This window comes from Halalkalibacillus halophilus DSM 18494 (assembly GCF_000423105.1).
GTDB lineage: Bacteria > Bacillota > Bacilli > Bacillales > Alkalibacillaceae > Halalkalibacillus > Halalkalibacillus halophilus.
Genome location: NZ_AUHI01000009.1, coordinates 25912 through 49082, shown reverse-complemented (window position 1 = coordinate 49082; position 23171 = coordinate 25912). Strand labels below are relative to the sequence as shown.

Sequence of the window (23171 nt, the reverse complement as noted above, 5' to 3'; positions counted from 1 at the left end):
CAGCGAACGTCTCATCGTTACAAGAGACAGGTATTCAAGCTTATGCTTTGATACTGTTGAAGTGAGCTGGCTATTTGTTGTCAGTTAACAAAGGTGGCACCACGGGTTTCCCGTCCTTATTTAGGACAGGAAACCCTTTTTTATACCATTTCAACAGTAATTCACATTATGGCTGGATACTCATTCGAGTGGAAAAGTATTTCTTTTCAACTGAGGTGGTACCGCGATGAAATCGTCCTCTGCAAGCACAACTTTGTGTTTGAAGAGGTTTTTTTGTGTTAGATGAATGTTGTGTTTTTAACAGATTCTTTTAAGAAGAAAATATAAATGAAGTGAGGAATTCCATATGACAAATATTAAAATTTCGTACCGAGAATTAGAAGGCGATCAACATACACCCATCTCCATTTTCATGAGTATAGAGGGTACCCATAAATTTTTACTTGAAAGTTCCTTAAAGCATGAAAACTCAGGTCGATTTTCGTTCCTCGGCTCGAATCCATTTTTTGAAATGAAAGCTGACAGTACCCATATGAAATTGCATGATTTCAAAACAGAAGAAACCATGCAGCGCAAAGATGATCCTATCACTTGGTTAAAACAACACTTAGAACATACCGTGGAAGAACAGTTTCCACTTCCTTTCCCTTCAGGTGGAATTGGATATTTCGCCTATGATGTAGCTAAACGCTTTGAACCAATAGAGGAAGCTGAGCGAGATGAACTGGAAATGCCTGATATTCATTTTTTGTTTTACGACAGGTTGATTGTCTATGACCATTTATTGCAAAAGATTTATATCGTGGTGGTAGATCAGTGGATTACGAATGAATCTGTCGACCACGAACAAGCTCTAAATGAAATGGAATACCAGTTAACTTATCTAAATTCTCCTCAAAAAAGTGAGCCGTTTCATGCTAAGGAGTACCAATCAAATATGAGCCCTGAAGATTACGAGCAATTAGTTCATAAAGCACGTCATCATATTGAAGAAGGGGATATCTTTCAAGTCGTTTTATCCCAGAGATTAAGCAGCCCTTATAAAGGAGACCCATTTTCATTTTACCGTAAATTAAGAAAAGTAAATCCATCACCTTATATGTTCTATATTGATTTCGAGGATTACGTAGTGCTTGGTGCTTCCCCAGAAAGTTTGATAAAAGTAGATGGAAAAAACGTGACGACAAATCCAATTGCGGGGACTAGGAAAAGGGGGGAAAACGAAGCAGCAGATCAGATGTTAGCTAAAGAATTACTTGAAGATGAAAAAGAGATTGCAGAACACCAAATGTTAGTTGATTTAGGAAGGAATGATCTTGGGAGAATCAGCATCCCTGGATCGATCCAGTTAAGCAAATACATGTTGATTGAAAGGTATCGAACGGTTATGCACATTGTTTCTGAAGTGAAAGGTGTTTTAGATGAGTCCTGCCAGCCAATTGATGCTTTGATCGCATGTCTCCCAGCAGGTACTGTAAGTGGAGCGCCAAAAATTAGAGCTATGCAATTAATCAACGAAATGGAACAGACAAAACGAGGAGTTTATTCAGGTGCTGTCGGCTACTTAGGTTTAAACGGTAACCTTGATCTCGCACTGGCAATCAGAACGATGGTCCTTAAGGATGGAGTTGCACATGTACAGGCGGGTGCTGGTGTCGTTTACGATTCCATTCCTAGGAATGAATTTGAGGAGACTTTACAAAAAGCAAAGTCTTTATTGGAGGTACAATAAATGATTTTATTAATTGATCATTATGATTCATTCACATATAACTTATCACAATATTTACAAGAGCTTGGGAAGAATGTGCAAGTTGTTAGGCCTGACAATATTACGTTTGAAGACATTAACCAAATGAATCCTGAAGCGATTGTGCTTTCTCCGGGCCCAGGAAGACCTGAAGAAGCGCAGCATTCCATTGAAATTGTTCAGCACTATTATGAGAAAATCCCGATACTAGGCATTTGCTTAGGACATCAAATTATTGCTAAAGCTTTCGGTGGAACCGTTAGTAAAGCATCAAAACTGATGCACGGCAAACGTTCCCTCATTAGACATCAAGGAAGTGGAGCTTTTCAGTACCTTCCTCAACCGTTAGAAGTAATGAGATACCATTCACTAGTAGTGGATTCATTAAGTCTTCCTCCCTTCTTCAAAAAGGTAGCAATTGCTATGGATGACCGGGAACTCATGGCGATCGAACATCAAGGTTATCCAGTTTTGGGCTGGCAGTTTCACCCAGAGTCTATAGGCACGGCAACGGGTAAACGATTACTAGATAATTTCCTAAAAGAGACCTTAAGAGATACAAAGGTTCTGTAGGTTGTATAAACGTAGCAAAGCCATAAAAAATAGAAACCCTGCTGGCAGGGTTTCTATTTACCTTTATTCCGCAGATAATTCAACAGCAACTCGTTTGATCTGCAAATGATCCATTTCTAAAATCGTCCAGCGGTTTCCGTTTGATAAAAGTTCAGCGTTAGATTCCTCATTTATTCGGTGCATCTGAACCCAGCCACCGATCGTATCAACTTCCTCTTCAAACTCAATTCCTAGCTTTTCTTCTACTTCAGATATTAACGTTTTCCCGTTGATGTGAAAGGTTTGTTCATCGACTTTTTTTATATCTTCCACTTCATCCATGTCGAATTCATCTTGGATTTCTCCAACAATCTCCTCTAAAATGTCTTCCATCGTAATCATTCCTGCTGTGCCTCCGTACTCATCTAGGAGAAGAATTAGATGTACACGACTACTTTTCATTTTCATAAATACTTGTTGAATTCGTGTATGTTCAGGTAACGAAGGAATAGATTGCATATAATCAATCAGTTTAGCCTTTTGATTTCCGATATAGCCCATCAATAATTTTTTCACATTTATATATCCGATAATTTTATCTTTATCGCCGTTTTCTGTTACAGGATATCTTGTATGCTGATAATGATTGATTACTTTCATCACTTCATCTTCCGTCATCTCTGGTGTCAATGTAATCATTTCCGTCCTTGGAATCATGACATCCTTGGCTTCTCTTTCATCAAACGTAAAAATCCGTTCCATATAATCTAATTCGGATTGATTAATTTCTCCACTCTGATAACTTTGAGAAAGAATAATTTTAAGTTCTTCTTCTGAATGAGCTTGCTCTTCCGTAGAAGGTTTCACCCCGAATAAGCGCAGGAATACTCTTGCAGAACCGTTCAACGACCAAATAAAAGGAAACATAATTTTCCCGAACCAATATAATGGTGGTGCGAGTAATAACGAAACTTTTTCAGCAAATTGAATCGCCAATGTCTTAGGAGCTAATTCACCAATTACTACATGAAGAAATGTAACAATCGAAAAAGCAATCACAAATGAGACAACAGCTGCTAAAGCTTGAGATATTTCTAAGTTATCAAATACAGGATACAAAATCCTCTCCACGGTCGGTTTTCCTAACCAACCAAGACCTAATGCAGTTACCGTAATACCAAGTTGACAGGCAGATAAGTAGTAATCAAGCTTTTCTGCAACTTTTTTAGCTTTTACAGCCTTTTTATTTCCTTCTGCAATCAATTGATCTAACCTAGAAAGTCTAACTTTCACAACCGCAAATTCTGCCCCAACAAAAAAAGCAGTTAATAAAATCAATATGGCTACTAAAAGTAAATTTATAAATAGTATAATATCCAATTATTCCCCTTCAATAAGGGGGTCACCTCCGACAAGTTTAATGTTAGTATGATAAAGCTAAAAAATTAAATCTTCCAGCCACTCTATTATTCATCATTTCACAATGACGAACTTTCATTCATACTACATTTCGCTCATCCTACTTTCTTTCTCATTAATTTTAATATAGCTTAAAATATCAATAACGGAATGTATATAAATACCTATTTTTCAAAATATTTAATTGATTATTTTTCCTTTCATTCTAATTACCTTACCTTCTTGTTCATAACCGATCTCTTCCATTTTTAGCTTTTTATAAAATGCTCTTGCTCTAAGATTAGAAGGAGCGACTCGCAAATGAAATTCGCTTACACCTTTACTGTTAAAATAGCGTAATGCATACTGATATAACTGATCCCCTAGTCCTTCTCCCCGTAAGCGTGGAATGATATAAAACAAATGAATATAGCCAATTAACTTCTCCCTATATGTTTTGATCGTCATCTCTACTTGGCCAACTGGCTCACCGTGTTGGAAAAATAATACAAAGCCCTCTGGAAACTCCTTCGATTTTAAATCCACCCATTTCACATAATCCTCTGGATCAAATGATTCGTCATTTCCAAAGCTGACCTCAAACGAATCTTTTCGAAAAGAAGTAATTATATCATAATGTTTTTCGGGCTCAATTAATTCAATGTTCATATGTACACCTCTGATTTAGTCATTCTTTACATGACTTTCATATCTAGTAATTAACTCATAAGGTCTTAAATAAAATGCTTCGTATGGTAAATAGTTAGCGTGCATCGCGTCCAAAGTCCGATTTCTAAAGTGCTCTCGAGTAATATAATCGTTTAAGTTTTCTTCCGTTAACTGTGCAAAGAAAACCTCGGAAGTTTCATCTTCAGCCGTTCTGATTGTTCCGGAATAGTATTCTCCTCTAAAAACGACACAAGTAACTCCTCTAGACATGTTTTGATATATTCCAGTGATTCCAATTAACTTCACTTCCACACCAGTTTCTTCTAAAATTTCTCGGTGAATCGCTTGTTCTAATGTCTCCCCTTCCTCCACTTGACCACCTGGTATTTCCAATGTGTTCGATCGATGAAAATTACGTACAAGCAAAACTTCCCCCTTCTCATTTGTGATATAGCCGCTGACAGACATAATATGTTTAGGTGGGTGATAGCTTCCTCCTTGGGGAACAGTTGTTGTTAGGAAGTCTTCTTTACTTTCCGTTACATAGCTATTTAATTTCTCACACTCTTCTTTATTTTGATCTATTTCAAAATTAACACTTTCATAGTGCGCTTTACTATTAAATTCCCAGATTTCTACAACCTCATCTTGCGCCTCGTTCGTCCAACGCCCAATTAATTTCGCGCCTTTTTTAATAAATTCTGGGTAAATATATTTGTGGAATAAATAATTAAATTCACTAATATATTCTGGTTTTATTTGAAATGTATTTCTTTTATGAATCATCACTTTCACTCCATTTCAATTATGAGCTTTTCGGAAAAATTGTATAGCTCCAAGAGTAAATAAAATCAACCACAAAAATAACTGCCCACAACATTCCAATACTATAGATCGTTTCGTTCGGATATGGCGAATCTTCATACTCCCCCGATTCAAACCAGGAAAGGTCAGTTAAATAACTCATAGCTTCATCCAGACTATCCGTGCCCATCATCCAAAAGATCGTTTGTGCAATCACGAATATAATAAGGTGAATCATGGCACTCATTCGATTTACTTTAGCAATGTGCTTCGGATCTTTTTGCCTTTCATAAATCATCCGATCTTTTTCGGTAAGTAAATCAATATTTCGCCACTCCCCAACTTTTTTACGCATCCAACGATCCAGCTTTTTAAAATCATTCAACCCAAATGTCAGAGCATAAATAACGAAAACGACAATAACGATTTGAAAGGTGGAGATCTCACCGGTATGTTGGTAGACGATCATTGCTAATGCAGCTTCTATAATTAAAAACACTAAAAATAAGTAGATAAATAATAAACTCGTACTTTTTCGAGCTAAGTAATACCTAAAAAAACCAAATAATAATAACGCAATAAGTGATAAAACTTCTATGAAAATAAAAACTTCCCATTGATAATCGATGATCCAGTTCATGTCATACTCCCTTTTCATTATTTTCTATTTTTAGAATCTTTCTCTATTCACAAGTCGATGATAAGTTAGTCGCTTGATAAGTACTTGGTTACTCTCTCCATATAAACTTCGCCACTCTCTTCCAATAACTTCTTCAGTAAATAACCATGACCAGCTCCATATAAAACGAGTAACCGGTCATGCTTCTGGTCAATAAGCTGTATTATATTTCTACATATAATTAAATTACGATAATGCCAATATTTAACTAACCAATTTATACCAACGGGTTCCTTCGAATTCCCAATTTGAGCGATTTTCATATATACTTCTGCATTTTTCTGATCGAAAATTCCATCCAAATACTTTAAAGCATCTTTAATATTATAGGAACTAAACTCAGTTGGAAAAAGTTGATTAGAAAGAGAAGTTAATTCTTCTATTTTCTCAGGGGTATTTTGTTGTCCCCACGCAAAGAAATCTGGTACACCTACATCTTCATTCCAATCAACAGGATAAACTTGCTTATGTCCGCAAGCTTCAGCCAGGCGAAAACCTAATTGTTCGCTTTCATTTTTTTGTAAGTCGTACTCACCTTGTATATAAGATGAAAAGTTACTATATATTTGTGTGAAACGACTTGCAGGTGCTTCAATAATAATCTTACTTGGATTATATTCTTTTAACTGATTAATAACCTGCAATAGTTCTTTCTGCTTTGTGTCAGACAGTATATTAGCTGGCTCTACATTGATCAGGTCATTAGCTGCATTGAAATGGTATGTATTCACCACCATAATTGTAGGCTTCATTTACAAGCTACCCCCATTTGATTTTTTAATATTTATTCTCCAAATACTCAACAGAAGTTTCATTCATGCTTCTCAAAACATTTAGATCAATATCATCTAGTTTATTTATATAGATACATGATTTTCCGGACTTATATTTTCCAAACTTATTTAAATAGGTTTCTCTTTTAATATAAGTTCCTCCCAGTATTTGTTTATACAATTTTCAACTAAAACCTTCATTCTTCCTGCATAAATGCGAAATATTCTTTTGTAAGTAATAATTGCTTAGTTGACAAAGAAAACCGTTTGATATAGGGTAATTATAATTTAACTATAGAAGGGTGAATGACAATAAAATGATTAAATAATCCTAACTTTAAAGAAAATTAGAATCACATTCTTAACACTTTCCAAGTAGTTTATTGGGTAAGTCAATTAAGTATGTTTTTGATTCATTTTCTGAGCTAGGATTATTTGAATGAATATGTTTAAAAATGTGTTGTAGCAGGTGAAGTTAAACTATTACTACCATTTTAAACGTACTCTTTTTTCCTATCTCACGAAAATGAGGTAGTTTTTTTATTTTCACTAGTTTTTATGAGAGGAGAGTTTTATGTGACCAAAAATATTATGATAAATAACTTGTCCTTTAAATATGATTCTATGGTAGAACCTATATTTAGTGATGTGAATTTAAATATAAATGAACGTTGGAAATTAGCACTTCTCGGTAGAAATGGTAGAGGTAAAACTACGTTCTTAAAATGCTTATTACATGAAGTTGTATTTGCCGGTCATATCGATTCGCCACTAACCTTCAAGTACTTCCCGAAAACAATAAGTGAAAGACAAGGAAACTTCTACGTGCAAGATCTGTTACTTGAGAATAACGCTCATAAGGAAAGTTGGGAACTAGAAGTTGAAGTTACTAAAATGAACTTTTCAACTGAAATCTTAAAACGGCCATATAAGTCTTTGAGTGGTGGGGAAAAAACAAAGGTTTTATTAATTGAATTATTTTTAGATGAGAACGCATTTCCCTTAATAGACGAACCTACGAATAACTTAGATATTCACGGAAGAAATATCGTGAGTACTTATTTAAATTCTAAAAATGGGTTCATTGTCGTAAGTCATGATGAGAAGTTCTTGAATTCCTTTGTCGACCATGTTCTCGCAATGAATAAGCAGTCTATAGATTTATTAAAAGGAAATATTGAAACATGGAGAACAGAAAAAGACAATGCTGATCGTGCGGCAGAGGAAAAGAACAATAAATTAAAATCTGAAGTTAAGCGATTGAACAATGTGTCAAGACAAGTAAATGTCTGGGGAAATAAGAGAGAAAATAGTACGAAGGATTCTTCCGAAAGACGTCTAGCTGCAAAACAAATGAAGCGATCAAAAGCAATTAAAAAAAGAACAGATGAAATGATTGAGGAGAAGAAGAATCTTATACACAATACCGAAGAAGAAACTGCACTAAAAATAAATGTAACCCAACCAGTCAAACAGATCTTATCTTTAAGAGACTTCACAATATTGAAAGATAATCAACCTCTTTTTGTTCCAATCACCATAGATGTTCAACCTGGTGAACGTCTTTTTATTGAAGGAAAAAATGGTGTTGGTAAAACAACATTATTAGAATATATTCTTGGAAATAAATCTTTTGAAACAATAGGAGAGTATGATGTTCGACTACCACACCATATATCATCTTTAAAACAATCCATGTTAACTGAATTTGACTATACTTCTTTTCTCTTTAATCTTACAAATGAAGAAAAGGAGGGCTTCTGGTACCTACTACATCAACTTGGGATGCATCGCTCACGATTTACAAATCAAAGTCAACCTAGTTGGAGTGCCGGTGAACAAAAGAAAATCCTCCTAGCCCACGCACTAATAAATAAAAATGAATTATTTGTCTGGGATGAAGTCACAAATAATCTTGATTTCATGGTGATCGATCAATTGATTCAAGCTCTAAACACATACCAACCGACGATGATTGGTATTGATCATAACGAAAAATTCGTGGAGTCAGTAGCAACCAAAAGAATAGAGCTGACTCCTTATATTTCCTAATAAAAATAAAGCTCGAGTCCATATCCTCCTTTGGAAAATGGGCTCGAGTAATATTATCGAGATTGTACTTATTACCTCTTTTTCAACACGCCAATAACCTTTCCATTGATCATGACATCTTCATGATTCATGTGTATGGGCTCATATTCACTATTTTCAGGAATAAGTAAGACTGACCCACCCATTAACATTAATCGTTTCATGGTTGCTTCTTGATCAATGACTGCGATAACAATGTCATGGTTTTCGGCTGTGTTTTGCCGATTAACTATCACCGTATCTCCACGGTCGATACCGGCATTCACCATGCTATCGCCTGTAACTGTTAATGCAAATGTATCTTGTTCAGAAACTGTCCAATCTTTGGGTAACTCAATCATATGATCCAAGGCTTCGATTGCTTCTGATGGAATACCCGCTGCCACATTCCCAACTACTGGAACAGATAAATATTCATTATAATCCATTGTCATCTCTGCTTCCGTATCCTTGATTTCTACATGATTTGGATCATTGATTTCAGTCAAGTATTGATATGCTCGCTGCGTTTTAATGTTCATATAGGTTTGCTTATATTTTGTCTCTGGTAAAAAATGTGGTTGGCAAGGTGGTATGTCGTTTACGATGTCATCACGATCAGTAACAAGTAGATCAATTCCATCTGTAATTACTCCATACCTCACTGTGTCATTTGTGTTCATATATGATTTTAATTGCTCCGTCGCTTCTTCTATCCCATCACCGAAACGTTTCACTTCTGCAAAAATATACGGCACTTTTTCACCATTATGAAAAATACTAACTACTACATCAACATACCCTCGCTTAGAAAATTGTTGCACAGGGTACTCAAAATCTATTAAATCCGTTGTATACCCATACGTAGCGATAAGTTGTTTGGTTAACCACTGTCTTACTGCTTCTTCTTTCGAATTAAGATCAAAAATTGCATCCTTCTTCATGTAATCATTTAAAGCGATCGATTGAAACGGCTTCATCTTCGAATCACGTTGCATGCGCAAGTGATCAAAATCCAAATCCTTAATAAATTTTGATGGTTTTCGTACAGATGACATATATAACAACTCATTGGCACGGGTCATTCCAACATATAACAGCTTTCTTTCTTCCGTATCCATTGTTTTCTCTTCATCAAAGTCATATAACTGATCATTAGGAAGAATGCCATCATTCAAATCAACAAGCAAGATAACTTTAAACTCTAACCCCTTAATAGAATGCATGGTCACTAGTTTCACTTTTTCCGAATCGAAATTTGGATTGCTCGTATTCAACTCTTCATTAGCAATTCCAGCTCGATTTAGTCCTAAACTAAGATCTTCTAGTGATCGTTTTTCTCTAGCCACAATACATATATCAGATAAACGATAATCTGCTTGCAACGATTTAATTTCTTGTACGTAATAGTTCATTTGATCTTCTGATTTTAAGAAAAAACGGTAGATTGGTTTCGGTCCAGAACGGTCAATCAAAGAAGGCTTAACGAAATCCACATTTGATTGAATGGTTTCGTCATGTTCAATCAATTGATAAGCCGCTTCTGAAATTTCCGTCGTTGTCCGGTAATTTTTACTTAATGTACGAGATTTCCCACTCATATCATAGCCGATAGAGGTATATGGTCTCCCTTTCCCTAACCATGACTGGGAGTATATACTTTGCGTATTATCTGCCACAAACATAATCGAAGAATGAGTTTTTCCTTGATAGACATGTTTTAAAAATTCTAGTTGAACCTTCGTGAGATCCTGGCTTTCATCTATAATAATATGTGTGAACTTCCCATGATTAACTTGTTGGGCTTCTTTTAAAGCTAAGAGGTTCGCTTTTTTGAAAGTAATGAAGCCTTCTTTTGCAAGCGCTTGATTAAATACATCCATTAAATGAAATATTGCCGCACGAACCGTTGAATTTTTCAATAGTTTTTGTGGGGAATTTTCGCCACCAGTTGCGCGTCCCACACGATCAATCGTCTGGTATTCCTCTTCTGTTTCTATCTGACATGCATTGATCCAGCTTACTTCATCTAGTAAGAAGTTGGTATATTTAGGAGAGATAATTTTAATATCTTGGTATTGTTCTTTCAAATAATGAATCACTCTGTTTAGCACTTGGCGTTCTTGTGTCTGTGAGGCCAGTTCCAAATTCGATTGGTGGCGTTTTTGGTATTTCATAAAATAATAAAACATTAATTTATCGATAGTTGAGATTTGTACTTCTGCATTTGTTTGAAACAAATTTTCTAATAGGTCCTGTTCCTCTTCTTGAAGCTTTTCATATTGATGTTTGATATAACTTAAAAGCGTTTTATTATATGTAACGAGTAAAATTCGGTCATCGTTTTCATGACAGTAATTTTGATGTAAAAATGGGATTCTTCTTATTGAAACAGTCGTTTTTCCAGAACCCGCAACGCCTTTCACCATCATATGGCCATTAGGCTCCAATTCCACAATTTTACGTTGTTCTACATTTAACTTCATCCCTGTCACCCCAATCTGTAAATTCTTGTCGTCTTCAGTTATTTACATTTTAAGGGTTTTCTACACAGAGCGCAATGTGTTGGGGTAAGAATAAGGAATATTAAGGAACAATTTGCATGCTAGGAATCCATTTCAACCACCCGAGCAACACGCTTACCACAATGTTTACACTCACCCTGAAGTATAATCCCCGCTTCATTTTCTTCCACAATAAAGTTAACAATCGTCGTTGCTCCTGAACAATTACCACAAAACACGTTATCTTTCAATCTGTTTCTAATGTCCTTTGGAAGTGCCATCCATTTTCTATTCGCTTCCATCAAAATCTCTCCTTTTTTTATAAGTTTACCATAACAAAGCTAATTACTTCTCTTGAGTATAAAGTGCTCCTGTGGAAAGACGATAAATTAATTCCGCCAACTCACTTGGAGGTTCTTTTTGATCATTTTCTAGCCATTCTTTAATTACATGGATTGCGCCACTTATTGTAAATGTACTTAAATAGCTCGATTGGGCGCTATTCGTGTGATTCACTTTCTCCCAGTTAGACATTAAGAATTGGCGCGCAATATCACTCATGCGTTTTTCGAAGGCTGGGTCTGCATTATGATTTAATAACGTATTAAATATCTTCTGGTTTTCTTGTACATATTCTACTAGTTTTTGCGTCATCTTCACCGATTCCTCTTGCTCTGAAAAGTTATAACGTTGCAGGTAACTACTTAGATCATTCGCAAGCTCATCTTCTATTTTATTTAATAGGTCATAGTGATCTTGGTAGTGTGTATAAAAGGTAGATCGATTAATGTCTGCTTGTTCACATAGCTCTTTTACTGTAATGGATGAAATCGACTTCTTGTATAGTAATTCAATTAATGTTTCTTTTAATATCATCCTTGTGTACTTCTTTCGGCGATCCAATTTTTCACTCATAAGACTGTCTCCTTTATGACAATTCTGTGGATAACCAACATATGATTATAAAATGTTGGGCAACGTACAAAATCAATTATACTGTTTGTTGAATATCCAACACTGTGTCCATATAATGCTAAAGTGTACCCTTTTATTTTGCAAGTAGGAGATGGAGTATGAGTTCATTTACAGATAAAATTATTAAACATAAAAAACCTGTCGTTTGGATATTTATCCTTGTAGCTTTGATAAGTTCCGTTGCGACGTTGTTCGTATCTGTCAATCACAATATGATGGATTATTTACCAGACGATTCCCCTTCGATGGAAGCTGTCGATCTTATGGAGGAATCATTTGATGAACCAGTTGAGAACACGCAAATTCTTATCCAAGACGTTTCGGTCCCAGAAGCTTTGGATTATAAACAAAATATCGCTGCGGTGGAAGGTGTCACGAGTGTTACATGGTTAGATGATACTGCTGACTTAAAAACTCCTATTGCCATGATGGATGATGATCTTCTTGATCAATATTACTCAGAGAAGGATGCCTTGATCACCGCTTTTATTGAGGAAGGTTATGAGGTATCCGCAACGGATGAAATATACGAACTGATTGGGGAAGACAATGCAGTTGGTGGTGAAGTTGCAGAAACGGCAGAGTCTCAACGAATGGCGAGTTCTGAATCCATGTATGCTGCCATGCTGTTAGTTCCGATTATTATTATCATTTTAATCTTTTCTACTAATTCATGGGTGGAACCTGTCTTTTTCTTAACTGCAATTGGTGTTTCGGTAGTTATTAATTTAGGAACAAATATTTTCACTGGAGAAATTTCTTTCGTAACGCAGTCGGTGGCACCGATTCTGCAGCTCGCCGTTTCTCTCGATTATGCGATTTTCTTGCTACATAGTTTTGCCGAATATAGAAGGCGTGTAGCAGATCCAACAGAGGCGATGAAACTTGCGATGAAACGGTCTTTTCCGGCAATTACTGCTAGTGCGACTACTACCTTTTTCGGATTTATCGCACTTACGTTTATGAATTTCGAGATAGGTGCTGATTTAGGATTCAATCTCGTAAAAGGAATTGTATTTAGTTATATCAGCGTCATTATCTTTTTACCTGCACTGACATTGATGTTTTATAAATGGATTGATAAAACACAGCACCGTCCATTCATGCCTTCTTTCAAGAAGTTAGGGCCTAACGTGCTGAAGTTCCGAATTCCAGCATTAATCATAGTGGGATTATTGCTTGTTCCTGCTTTCTTAGGGCAAGGTCAAACTTCCTTTATTTACGGGATGGGAGATCAACCGGAAGATTCTCGTCTCGGTGGAGATGAAGCTTTAATTGATGAAACCTTTGGGCAGAACACCCCCATGGTGGTACTTGTACCTCGAGGTGATGTTGCCAATGAAGAGGCATTAGTGGAAGAACTAGAATCCTTAAATGATGTTTCAAGTGCAATCGCCTATGTAAACATGGTCGACACAGCGATCCCACCAGGTTATTTAGGAGAAGAACAAACTTCTGCTTTTTACAGTGAGGAATTTGCAAGAATTACGCTTTACACCAATACGGGCAGTGAAGGCGACCGTGCATTCTCTCTTGTGGAAGAGGTTAGAGATACATCAGAACAATTTTACGGGGAAGAAACTGCAGTACTTGGTGAAAGTGTCACACTCTTTGACATTAAAGACACTGTAGAGCGCGATAACACTGTGGTCAATTGGTTAACGGTAATTGGGATTGCCATGGTATTGTTTGTAACTTTCCGCTCTCTTTTAATGCCTGTCATTCTATTAATCACGATTCAGTCTGCGGTATGGTTTAACTTGTCTGTACCATACTTTATGGACTCTACACTTGTGTTCGTCGGTTATCTTGTCGTCAGCACCGTGCAATTAGCAGCCACTGTCGACTATGGTATTTTATTCACGGAGAACTATATGAAATATAGACAATCGATGTCCGCAAGAGAAGCTATTGTGAAAACAATTAATGAAAAAATCTTTGCCATATTTGTTTCCGCATCGATTTTATCAAGTGTCGGGTTCATTCTATGGATTACCTCATCGAATCCAATTGTCGGCTCGGTCGGTTTATTATTAGGACGCGGGGCACTGTTAGCCTTTATTATGGTGGTCTTTTTACTACCGGCACTATTACTTGTATTCGATAAATTAATTGGTAAAACCACATGGAAATCAAATTTTCACAAGGAGAAATGATAAATGACATTTAAACGGTTAATTAGCTTTGGATTAATTGGGTTATTGGTGTTTACCACGACAGCAGGCCCTGCGAGTGTTGCTGATACAGAAGATACCGAGCAGGAGGATACGGATTCAGAAGGTAGTTATGAGGCGAAGCATGAAGTGATATATTCCAATTTATCCGCTTCTGGAACGCAGCAATCTCTATATGTAATCAATCAATTCGATGTTACAGAACCTGGCCAACTCACTGATAGTGGTACTTACGCTGAGGTGCATAACTTAACCAATCTAGAAGATATGGAAAATGATGACGGACAGGTAACGTTCACTGCTACCGATTCTGAACCGTTCTATTACCAAGGGGATGTTGATGAGCAAGCCTTGCCGTGGTCATTTAATATTAATTACTTTTTAGATGGTGAAGAAATGGAACCGGAAGAGATGCTTGGTCAAGACGGACAGGTGACAATCGCAATTGAAACAGAAGGTCTTGAAGAAGACACTCTTCCTTTCTACGAAAATTATCTCTTACAAATATCTATGACGCTAGAGTCAGATATTTTTCGTCAAGTGGAAGCTGCAGATGGGACTGTCGCTAGTGCGGGTCAAGATCAACAAGTTACTTTTACCGTTTTGCCTGAAGAAGATGGGGACTTTTCGGTGGAAGCAAATGCGACAGATTTCGAATTTGGAGGCTTTGAAATTTCAGCCATTCCAAATAATATGTCTGTCGATTCGCCGGAAACGGATGAGATGGTCGATGAACTCGGCTCGTTATCTGATGGTATAGCGGATGTTCATGACGGCGTAAGCGATCTTCAAGGTGGGATTAGTGAATTGAATGATGGTGTGGTTGAATTACAAGATGGATCTGCTGCTTTCTTAAACGGTGCGTATGAACTGGAAGGTAGCTCAAGTGACCTTGTTTCTGGTTCTCAATCTATTCAAACAGCACTTCAACAAATCAATCAAAATCTAGCTGAAACAGGTGATACGGACCTAAGTGAACTGAGAGAATTAGAAGATGGCCTTCGAGAAATGAGTGGAGGATTATATGGAGTAGCTGATGGACTAGAAACGTTACGGATAAACTATCAAGAAGCTTTTGGAGCACTTGACGAAACAATGGCTACCATTCCAAATAATGAAATAAGTGAAGAAGAGATTCAAGCACTTTACAATACAGAAGCAGATGCGGACGTCTTAGATCAGCTAGTTGCATCCTATGAAGCTAGTTTAAACGCTCGTGGCACTTACTATGCAGTTCGTGATGCCTTTACTGCTGTCGAACCAACTTTAAATGAAATGAACGACTCCATTGAAAACATTGCTTATAATTTAGATAGAATGGCAAATGAATTAAATAACAACATGGAACAAATGGATGGCGGAGGTTTAGGTGAATTACAATCTGGAATAGCTAGTTTAACAGATGAATATGCCGGATTTCATGCTGGATTAATTGATTATACGGATGGTGTAAATCAATTGGCTTACTCCTATGATGAACTTCATAATGGGGTTGGCGATTTGGCAGATGGCGTTCACGAATTTATGATTGGAGTAAACGAACTGGAAGATGGCACAGGTGAATTAGCTTCAGAAACAAGTGATTTACCAGAACAAATGCAGTCAGAAATCGACGAAATGATGGACGAATTTGACCATTCCGATTTTGAACCCGTTTCCTTTACTTCGGAAGACAACGAAAAAATTCGTACTGTTCAATTCGTCATCCAAACGGAAAAAATCACTCATGATGAGGATGATGAAGATGACGAAGTTGAAGATGATGATGAAAGTATTTGGGATCGATTTTTAAGTTTATTTAGATAGATTGCTTATGTACACCCGTTCTAATGTGGAATGGGTGTTTTTATGAATGAGCTAATTTAGAGCTCCTTTTGTAAGATTGAGGTTGCACATTATAAAATTAGCTAACTAGATTACAAGAACATTTCAATTACGTAACAGAACGTCATACTACGCAGGGCGAATGACTTATACCCTCAAAATGATTAAATGGTCGCAAGTCATCCCGCAACCTATGGCATACCATGGCTGCGGGATTTTTTGAATTTTTTCGCATAAAATAGGCCCTTTTCATATCTACTATTCTCTTATAGAATTCATTTATCGCACAAAACACATTGTATAAATACAAGGAGGGCGTCATCATTAAAAAGACAATTACAACATTGGCACTTACAACAGGATTAGTTGTCGCAGGTCAAACATACGCTCATGCAGATGAGTCTTACACAGTTGAATCAGGCGATAGCTTATGGAAGATTTCTCAAGATTTCGATGCATCCGTTCAGGAGTTAAAATCATTTAATAACCTATCTAGTAACATTATTCATCCTGGACAAACCATTACAGTAAGCGAAGGGTCTACTAGCAATAATTCAACTTCCAATACAAATTCAGACGCAGCAGTACATACCGTGCAATCAGGAGACACGCTTTCTGGAATTGCAAGTGACAATAACACATCAGTATCTAGTATTATGTCATTAAATGATTTATCTAATCATTTAATCTATCCAGGTCAATCACTTACATTAAGCGGTAATGGTAGCAACGATTCAAACGTTGAAGAAGAAAATACCGACATACAAACTAGTACTCACACAGTTCAATCAGGAGATACACTTTCCCAATTAGCTAGTGATTATGGCACTACCGTTTCTAGTTTGAAAACGTTAAACAACCTTTCTAGTAATTTGATTATAGTCGGACAGAGTTTAACCGTGAATGAAGATGCAGATGAATCCTCTTCACAACCAGACAACTCTTCTCCGGACGAAACAACAACATCTAGCGCAGAATCATTAATTGATGAAGCAATGCAGCATATCGGTGCGCCATATGCATGGGGTGGAACTTCACCTGCTGGATTTGATTGTAGCGGATTTTTAAATTATGTATTTAACCAAGAAGGAATCGACCTTCCTCGTACCGTGAGCGGAATCTGGGCTGGAGGAAATGATGCAGGAACTCCTTCACGCGGAGACATTGTATTTTTCGAAACATACACTGCAGGTCCATCTCATGCGGGAATTTACTTAGGTAATGGTGAATTCGTTCATGCTGGTTCCAATGGAGTTACGATCGGTGATATGAATAACTCTTATTGGGCACCTAAGTACTTAGGCGCTAAATCATACTAAAAAGAACTTACAACTGAATAGAAAAATTGAATAGTAATGAAACACCCCAAAAGTAGAGTTCAAGTTAGACTTAAGCTTTTGGGGTGTTTTTTTATTTAGGGATTATTAACTGCTATCTTACTTCCTTATTTGCATAATTTCAGAGAACTAATATTCAAAGATTAATACTAAAAAGGTATAAATAAACCAAACACCTACCAGCAAAAATAATATACTGGATATAATATTATCCTTTTCACGATTTTTAATCGATTTTTACAAACGTTTAATTATAATCAACATTATAATTAATATAGCAACAATAGTTACATACGTATCTGAATGAAGTGTGTCTTGCCCTACAAAATAAGCTCCAACCAATACAAAAATTACGATAATTGCTTTATATATGTACTGAGCCCCTTTTGTTTCAAAGGCTTCTCTTTGTTCCATTCTCTCACCTCTAGTTTGTTGCATTTTTCTAGGTAAATCCAATAATTAGGTAGATTATAACAAAATATTCCTAGAAGAAAAACATGATTTAAAAATGTAACCAAACAAAAAGTAGCTTAGTATAAGAGACGTATTGTCCCTTTTACTAAGCTACTTATTTCATTTAATTCTTAGATACATTTTCTATTTCGTACTCGTAAATCCACCATCAATGCGAATGACATCGCCATTGATATAGTGAGCATCTGATGTGAGTAAGAACGTAACCAGTTCAGCCACTTCTTCCGGTGTTCCTAATCGTTTCTGAGGGATTCCTTGTTCAGAACTCTCTTTCATTTCTGGATTATCCTCAAAATATTTCTTAACCATTGGAGTCTCTGTTGGCCCAGGTGCAATCGCATTTACACGCAGCCCGTCTTTCGCATACTCTGCAACCATGCTTTTTGTCATACCGACAACGCCATGTTTTGTAGCTGAATAAGTTACAACGGTTGCTTGTCCCATTACACCTGCACTGGATGCCATATTAACAATCGCTCCACCACCATTTTTCACCATCACATCAGCAACGTACTGCATTCCGTAAAGTGCACCTAGCATATTAATTTCAACGATTTTATTAATTTCATCTACATCAGTTTCTAAAAACATTTTACCGCTTCCGGAAATTCCTGCGTTATTAAAGAAATAGTCAATCGTTCCATACTTCTCAACCGTCTGATCAACGTAATTCTTCACCTCATCAGCTTTGGAAACATCAGCTTTAACAAAGAATGCATCTGCACCTGCTTGCTTCACTAAATTAACCGTTTCCTGTCCACCCTCTTCATCAATATCGACAACGACTATATGGACACCTTTTTCCGCAAGTTTTTTTGCGGTAGACTGTCCTAAGCCACTTCCTGCACCTGTAATAATTGCTACTTTACTCATATTAGTAGACCTCCTTATAATTTAAAGTCTACTCTTGTTATTCCTTTTTATAAGAAATTTTAAAACCGTTTTTAAAGATTTCCGTGAAACTTTTATGTCTGTACTTGAATTAGGTAGAGCTATTCCACATTACTCTTTTCAATTTCTAGAAAAATATCATACGCACCTTCTGATTGGTTGGAACATACGGTAACTATTTTTTCTTGGTTAGGATAATAGGCAGAATGGAAACTAACACCAGGATCGTAACCCATCACATGGTATTTAGTTATCGTCTCTTCCTCCTGTTCGATCCAAATACCATAGCCATAAAATTGATCATCTTCATCGGTTTCAGTATGTTTAGTCAAAAGTTTTTCTGTATATGTTTCATTTAAAAGCTTGTGGTTAAATAATGCGTTCCACAGTTGATTCATATCACGTGTATTTGTGAAGGCGCCACCATCAGATCCTCCTTTTACAGGAAGAGAATAGATATTTGTTTTCCAATCTCCATCATCAAAATCAATATATCCAATCGCTGTATCTTTAGGTAAGGCATCAAATTCAAAGTAACCAGAGGAGTTCATAGCAGCCTTACCGAAAACATGTTGCTTGATGTAAGCATCAAATTTCATACCACTAATATGTTCAACTATTAATCCTAGCAGAATATATCCAGCATTATTATAATGAAAACGTTCCCCCATTTTATACTTCATTGCTTTCTGTTGAAATAAAGGTAAGAAGTCTTCTAAATTCCTGAGTAAATACATAGGTTGCTCTACCCACAATTCTTCGAAATCGTCCATCTCTTCTTCATCAAAATAATCTGGAATCCCTGATGTATGAGTTAGCAAATGATGAATAGTTATAGATCGATCAAATTGTGGAAAGTTAAACTTCAAACAATCACTAAGTTTCGTTTCAAAGGATATTTCCCCACTTTCAACTAACTGACAAATAGCAATTGCCGTAAATAACTTACACCCAGAAGCAATCCCGAAGCGAGTCTGATTATTGTTTGCGATTTGTTCTGAACGATTTGCATAGCCATAGCTTGTTTCAAGCTCTACATCGTCATTTCTCGTTACTAGCACAGTCCCAGAGAATTGTATATTATTAGCTACTTCCGAAATACGATTCGTTAATTTCTGTTTCATAAAACCACCCCATCAACTAAATTAATTTATGAATTCATATGGTCTTCCCATTTTTCAAGCTTCTTATTTATAAATTGATCCAATTCAACGTCGTCACCGCTTAATTTATAAAATAGTGCCAGTGATACTAAAACCAAATCTATACATTCTTCCTTCACATCACTGCTTTCTAGTTGTTTATACATACTTCCACTTGCATTCGTATACGATAATACTGCTTGAGAGACTTCACCGGCTTCTTCTGAAATTTTCAACGACATTTCTTGTAATGTTTTTGGTTCTAATTCAGACAGTTTTTTTATTCTTTTTAGCATTTGATCCATTTTTATAACTCCTTTTTTATGTACTTCATAAATCTAGATAATTTTCATTTTAAATACCGGAAGTGAACGACCTGGGAATACGGTAGAGTTAGTATAGCCTATTTTTTCCGCTCCCATTTTTACATAAAATCCTGCAGCTTCCGGATCACTTTCTATAGTGAAATCTTTCAAATTTGATTCTTTTGCTTTTTCTATTAAGTCACTCCATAAGACTCTTCCTACCCCTTTACCTATGAAATCTGGAGCGATAAAAAGAGCATCCAACTCTTTTTGATTAATAGAAAGATTATAAAAGCCTATAAGTTTACGATCTTTCTCTATGACATAAACAAAGTTATGATCTATAGAATCTTTCGTGACAGTTAATTCGTCATTACACTTATGAAGAAAGTCTTTAGAATAGCCCCAATAAGCTTTTGATTTCATAGCGATTTCACTTAGAAGATCGACCTCTTCATGCTTAGCTTTCCTAACCTGCACCCTACATCTTCCTTTTACAATTTTTTAATAATTTACAATTACTTGAATTGTTACTAAATTCTTTGGTAAGTTTAGATTATCATAATTAATTCATTTGTAAATTTTAAACAAGTAATCAATTCATTTTGTATGGGGGTGATTGGATTGGATATTTTGCTATGGTTGCTAATAGGTTTTTTTATATTGGCTTTCACGTTAATCGTTCTAGTAAATGCTTTTTCCGAAAGGTTTGGAAGTTCTAATCAACAATCACGTAACTTGCGAAATGCCGGTAAGAAACGATTGAAGTATGTAGAAAAAAAGAGTAATTAAAGGGGGTAGATAGCTATGAGTGTGCTGTTCAGAGTAGAATTGTATGTTAAAGATATAGAACAATCATTATCATTCTATGAAAATATCATTGGATTAGAAATGCAAGGTAGGAATGAGAAATGTGGACGATTTAATTATGATTGCTTTTCTTTGTTAATCACCTCAGAAGCTGTATTGGAGGACGATCATTATTTTAACAATAAGGCTAAAAGCAATGTGAAAGGAAATGGGTTTGAATTGATTATCGTCGTAGATCAGTTAGAAAAAGTTTACAGAAGATGTATTGATAATCATTATCCGGTTGAAGTGGAGGTAGAGACTTACCCATGGGATATGAGAGGATTTAAAATAGCTGACCCAGATGGCTATTTTTTACGAATTACTTCTAAATAAACTATATGAACCCTCGAAAGGAAATGATAATGTGAATATCAGACTTGCTGAAATGAAAGATTTGAAACAACTAATTAAAATGAGATGGGATTTTACGATTGAATATGATGAGAGTAAGAGAAAGGCTTCTTATGAAGAGTTTGAAAAAGAATGTCACGCTTTTCTAGTGCATGCGATTAATCAAGATACATGGTTTATTTGGGTAGCTGAAGAAGATGGCGTGATTATTTCGCATATTTATATCGAATTAATTCATAAAGTCCCAAGACCAGGTAGAGTCACACGTCCATTCGCTTACCTAACCAATACATATACCCTCCCATCCTACCGAAAGAAAGGTATTGGTAGTAAGGTTTTACAGGCAATCCACAGCTGGGTTGATCAACAACAATATGAGTTTGTATTCGTGTGGCCGAGTGACGAGTCAATTGATTATTATCGTAGAAATGGATACGAACATTGTTCAGAACCTATGGAATATGTGCCTTTTGAAGATTAAATGGATACTTACAAGGCTAAGAAGAAATTTCACTAAACCTAGTGTAATTTATCAACCAACTATAAATCTATGATTACCGCCCAAATTAAGAATACTAAACAAAAAGCGAAGAACAACACTTCAAATATCAAACTATACTTCTTTTTATCCTTAACCCCTTTTACTATTTGACGAAAAGTTTTCATCATAATAATCAAAATTAGAATCAAACCTAACTGATCATTACCTTGGTCTAAGAAATAAAATGCTATTACTATTAGAATTGCGAGCATGATATTGAACGTGTACCTTATCCATTTCGTTTCAAAAGCCTCTGTGTAGTCCATGACGTGCCCTCCTTACTGATTAATCATTGTTCCAGATGGTCCTTATACCCTTTTCAGGGGTATCACTCTTCCATTAAGACCCATTTTAAAAGGAGTTCACCTTCAAAATTAGTACCGGTAAAAACGAAGTGATATGTTCCATCCTCTTCCGTTTCCACTTTATACACATCCTCTTCTATTTTATGTACAGGAGGAATATAGCTGCCATCGTATTCAATACTAAAACCGTGGTTATTTGCTTCTGCTTCTACCTTATAAGTAAATAAAAAAGCTTCGCTGTCTTCAATATCTATTGGGATAGAAAGCTCTCCATTAAAATAATCGACACTCGCATGGTAGCTTTGATCACCCTTCGTTTCTTGTAGATTTTCAATTTGAGTGTGATCAACTACTATTATTATCAATATAAACAAAGGAATTCCAATAGAAAATCCCCATTTAAAGAAGCTATATTTTTCAGCAAAATATGTAGCCATCCAATAAATAAGTGCTATGGTAGCCCCTATTGCTCCCAATAAAAAAGCCCAATAATGAAAGGAATGAACAAGGAAAAAGAGAAATCCAAAAATAGGATACAAAATAGCTCTGAAAGAATATAACTCCTTTGGGGCATTTACTAAAATCAAATCAATTATAAGAGAAGCAAAAATAGCATAACCGTAAAACAGGAAATACATGAATGGTTCTTCTAAAGTTTTAGATAGCTCATAGAAACCAAAATTCTGAGAAGATAAACTAAAAATAATTATAAGTAAGAAAAGAAAACCCGAACCTGCAAGTTTAGTGAGTATGTAAGATGTAACGCGCTGTAATTTTGATTTGGATAACATGAAAATGTAT

At 35.9% G+C, this 23171-nt stretch carries 24 protein-coding genes and 1 other annotated feature (1 of these 25 running past the window's edge); of the genes, 9 read left to right on the top strand and 15 right to left on the bottom strand.

Features of this window, described 5'->3' with window-relative positions; all coding sequences use genetic code 11:
* Positions 1-121 (top strand) — a binding site (T-box leader) (it extends 136 nt beyond the left edge of the window).
* A 225-nt stretch (positions 122-346) separates the two neighbouring features.
* Positions 347-1732, top strand: a complete 1386-nt coding sequence (trpE, locus tag G532_RS0106760; RefSeq protein WP_027964116.1) for an anthranilate synthase component I — start codon at positions 347-349, stop codon at positions 1730-1732.
* Positions 1733-2323, top strand: a complete 591-nt coding sequence (locus G532_RS0106755; protein ID WP_027964115.1) for an anthranilate synthase component II — start codon at positions 1733-1735, stop codon at positions 2321-2323.
* A 63-nt stretch (positions 2324-2386) separates the two neighbouring features.
* On the opposite strand, the gene G532_RS0106750 is transcribed toward G532_RS0106755, so the two are convergent.
* From G532_RS0106750 to G532_RS0106730, 5 genes are all read right to left on the bottom strand, one after another.
* A complete protein-coding gene (locus G532_RS0106750; protein WP_027964114.1) occupies positions 2387-3682 on the bottom strand; it encodes a hemolysin family protein in 1296 nt (431 codons plus the stop codon).
* A gap of 219 nt (positions 3683-3901) precedes the next feature.
* Positions 3902-4369 carry a GNAT family N-acetyltransferase gene (locus tag G532_RS0106745; protein ID WP_027964113.1) on the bottom strand — a complete coding sequence of 156 codons (468 nt, stop codon included), beginning with the start codon at positions 4367-4369 and terminating at the stop codon, positions 3902-3904.
* A gap of 15 nt (positions 4370-4384) precedes the next feature.
* On the bottom strand, positions 4385-5155 hold the full coding sequence (locus G532_RS15830; RefSeq protein WP_035512705.1) for an NUDIX hydrolase: 771 nt from the start codon (positions 5153-5155) through the stop codon (positions 4385-4387).
* A 19-nt stretch (positions 5156-5174) separates the two neighbouring features.
* Positions 5175-5813: a hypothetical protein gene (locus G532_RS0106735; protein WP_027964111.1), complete on the bottom strand. Its 639-nt coding sequence runs from the start codon at positions 5811-5813 to the stop codon at positions 5175-5177.
* A gap of 65 nt (positions 5814-5878) precedes the next feature.
* Entirely contained in the window at positions 5879-6604 is a 726-nt protein-coding gene (locus tag G532_RS0106730; RefSeq protein WP_027964110.1) for a DUF5694 domain-containing protein, read from the bottom strand.
* 597 nt (positions 6605-7201) lie between these two features.
* Here G532_RS0106730 and G532_RS0106725 point away from each other — a divergent pair.
* Entirely contained in the window at positions 7202-8677 is a 1476-nt protein-coding gene (locus G532_RS0106725) for an ATP-binding cassette domain-containing protein (protein ID WP_027964109.1), read from the top strand.
* A 71-nt stretch (positions 8678-8748) separates the two neighbouring features.
* On the opposite strand, the gene lexA is transcribed toward G532_RS0106725, so the two are convergent.
* From lexA to G532_RS14910, 3 genes are all read right to left on the bottom strand, one after another.
* Positions 8749-11181 (bottom strand): transcriptional repressor LexA, encoded by a 2433-nt coding sequence (lexA, locus tag G532_RS0106720; protein WP_027964108.1) that lies wholly within the window; start codon positions 11179-11181, stop codon positions 8749-8751.
* 119 nt (positions 11182-11300) lie between these two features.
* Positions 11301-11501, bottom strand: coding sequence for a hypothetical protein (locus G532_RS0106715; RefSeq protein ID WP_027964107.1), 201 nt, complete (start codon positions 11499-11501; stop codon positions 11301-11303).
* A 43-nt stretch (positions 11502-11544) separates the two neighbouring features.
* Positions 11545-12114, bottom strand: coding sequence for a TetR/AcrR family transcriptional regulator (locus tag G532_RS14910; RefSeq protein ID WP_035512698.1), 570 nt, complete (start codon positions 12112-12114; stop codon positions 11545-11547).
* 158 nt (positions 12115-12272) lie between these two features.
* Between G532_RS14910 and G532_RS0106705 the strand changes: the two genes are divergently transcribed.
* From G532_RS0106705 to G532_RS0106695, 3 genes are all read left to right on the top strand, one after another.
* Positions 12273-14330: an efflux RND transporter permease subunit gene (locus G532_RS0106705; protein ID WP_027964106.1), complete on the top strand. Its 2058-nt coding sequence runs from the start codon at positions 12273-12275 to the stop codon at positions 14328-14330.
* A gap of 3 nt (positions 14331-14333) precedes the next feature.
* The gene (locus G532_RS0106700; protein ID WP_027964105.1) at positions 14334-16154 is read left to right on the top strand and encodes a coiled-coil domain-containing protein; all 1821 of its coding nucleotides are present in this window, start codon (positions 14334-14336) and stop codon (positions 16152-16154) included.
* Positions 16155-16516: 362 nt separating this feature from the next.
* Positions 16517-17491 carry a C40 family peptidase gene (locus G532_RS0106695; protein ID WP_051189090.1) on the top strand — a complete coding sequence of 325 codons (975 nt, stop codon included), beginning with the start codon at positions 16517-16519 and terminating at the stop codon, positions 17489-17491.
* Positions 17492-17746: 255 nt separating this feature from the next.
* Here the strand turns inward: G532_RS0106695 and G532_RS16050 are convergent, their stop codons facing one another.
* The 5 genes from G532_RS16050 to G532_RS0106670 form a co-directional block, all read right to left on the bottom strand.
* Positions 17747-17923 carry a hypothetical protein gene (locus G532_RS16050; RefSeq protein WP_156882555.1) on the bottom strand — a complete coding sequence of 59 codons (177 nt, stop codon included), beginning with the start codon at positions 17921-17923 and terminating at the stop codon, positions 17747-17749.
* Between the two features lie 183 nt (positions 17924-18106).
* Positions 18107-18856 (bottom strand): SDR family NAD(P)-dependent oxidoreductase, encoded by a 750-nt coding sequence (locus G532_RS0106685; protein ID WP_027964103.1) that lies wholly within the window; start codon positions 18854-18856, stop codon positions 18107-18109.
* A gap of 119 nt (positions 18857-18975) precedes the next feature.
* Positions 18976-19998 carry a serine hydrolase domain-containing protein gene (locus tag G532_RS0106680; protein WP_027964102.1) on the bottom strand — a complete coding sequence of 341 codons (1023 nt, stop codon included), beginning with the start codon at positions 19996-19998 and terminating at the stop codon, positions 18976-18978.
* Between the two features lie 26 nt (positions 19999-20024).
* Positions 20025-20321: a MazG-like family protein gene (locus tag G532_RS0106675; protein WP_027964101.1), complete on the bottom strand. Its 297-nt coding sequence runs from the start codon at positions 20319-20321 to the stop codon at positions 20025-20027.
* A 33-nt stretch (positions 20322-20354) separates the two neighbouring features.
* Complete coding sequence (locus G532_RS0106670; protein ID WP_027964100.1) at positions 20355-20801, bottom strand: GNAT family N-acetyltransferase; 447 nt, start codon at positions 20799-20801, stop codon at positions 20355-20357.
* Positions 20802-20945: 144 nt separating this feature from the next.
* On the opposite strand from G532_RS0106670, the gene G532_RS16045 reads away from it, so the two are divergent.
* The 3 genes from G532_RS16045 to G532_RS0106655 are packed head-to-tail and all read left to right on the top strand — an operon-like array spanning position 20946 to position 22005.
* Positions 20946-21113, top strand: a complete 168-nt coding sequence (locus G532_RS16045; protein ID WP_156882554.1) for a hypothetical protein — start codon at positions 20946-20948, stop codon at positions 21111-21113.
* Between the two features lie 15 nt (positions 21114-21128).
* Positions 21129-21506 (top strand): VOC family protein, encoded by a 378-nt coding sequence (locus G532_RS0106660; RefSeq protein WP_027964099.1) that lies wholly within the window; start codon positions 21129-21131, stop codon positions 21504-21506.
* 31 nt (positions 21507-21537) lie between these two features.
* On the top strand, positions 21538-22005 hold the full coding sequence (locus G532_RS0106655; RefSeq protein WP_027964098.1) for a GNAT family N-acetyltransferase: 468 nt from the start codon (positions 21538-21540) through the stop codon (positions 22003-22005).
* Positions 22006-22064: 59 nt separating this feature from the next.
* Here the strand turns inward: G532_RS0106655 and G532_RS0106650 are convergent, their stop codons facing one another.
* Positions 22065-22331 carry a DUF6442 family protein gene (locus tag G532_RS0106650; protein ID WP_027964097.1) on the bottom strand — a complete coding sequence of 89 codons (267 nt, stop codon included), beginning with the start codon at positions 22329-22331 and terminating at the stop codon, positions 22065-22067.
* A gap of 62 nt (positions 22332-22393) precedes the next feature.
* On the bottom strand, positions 22394-23161 hold the full coding sequence (locus tag G532_RS0106645) for a hypothetical protein (protein ID WP_027964096.1): 768 nt from the start codon (positions 23159-23161) through the stop codon (positions 22394-22396).
* Positions 23162-23171 lie beyond the last annotated feature (10 nt).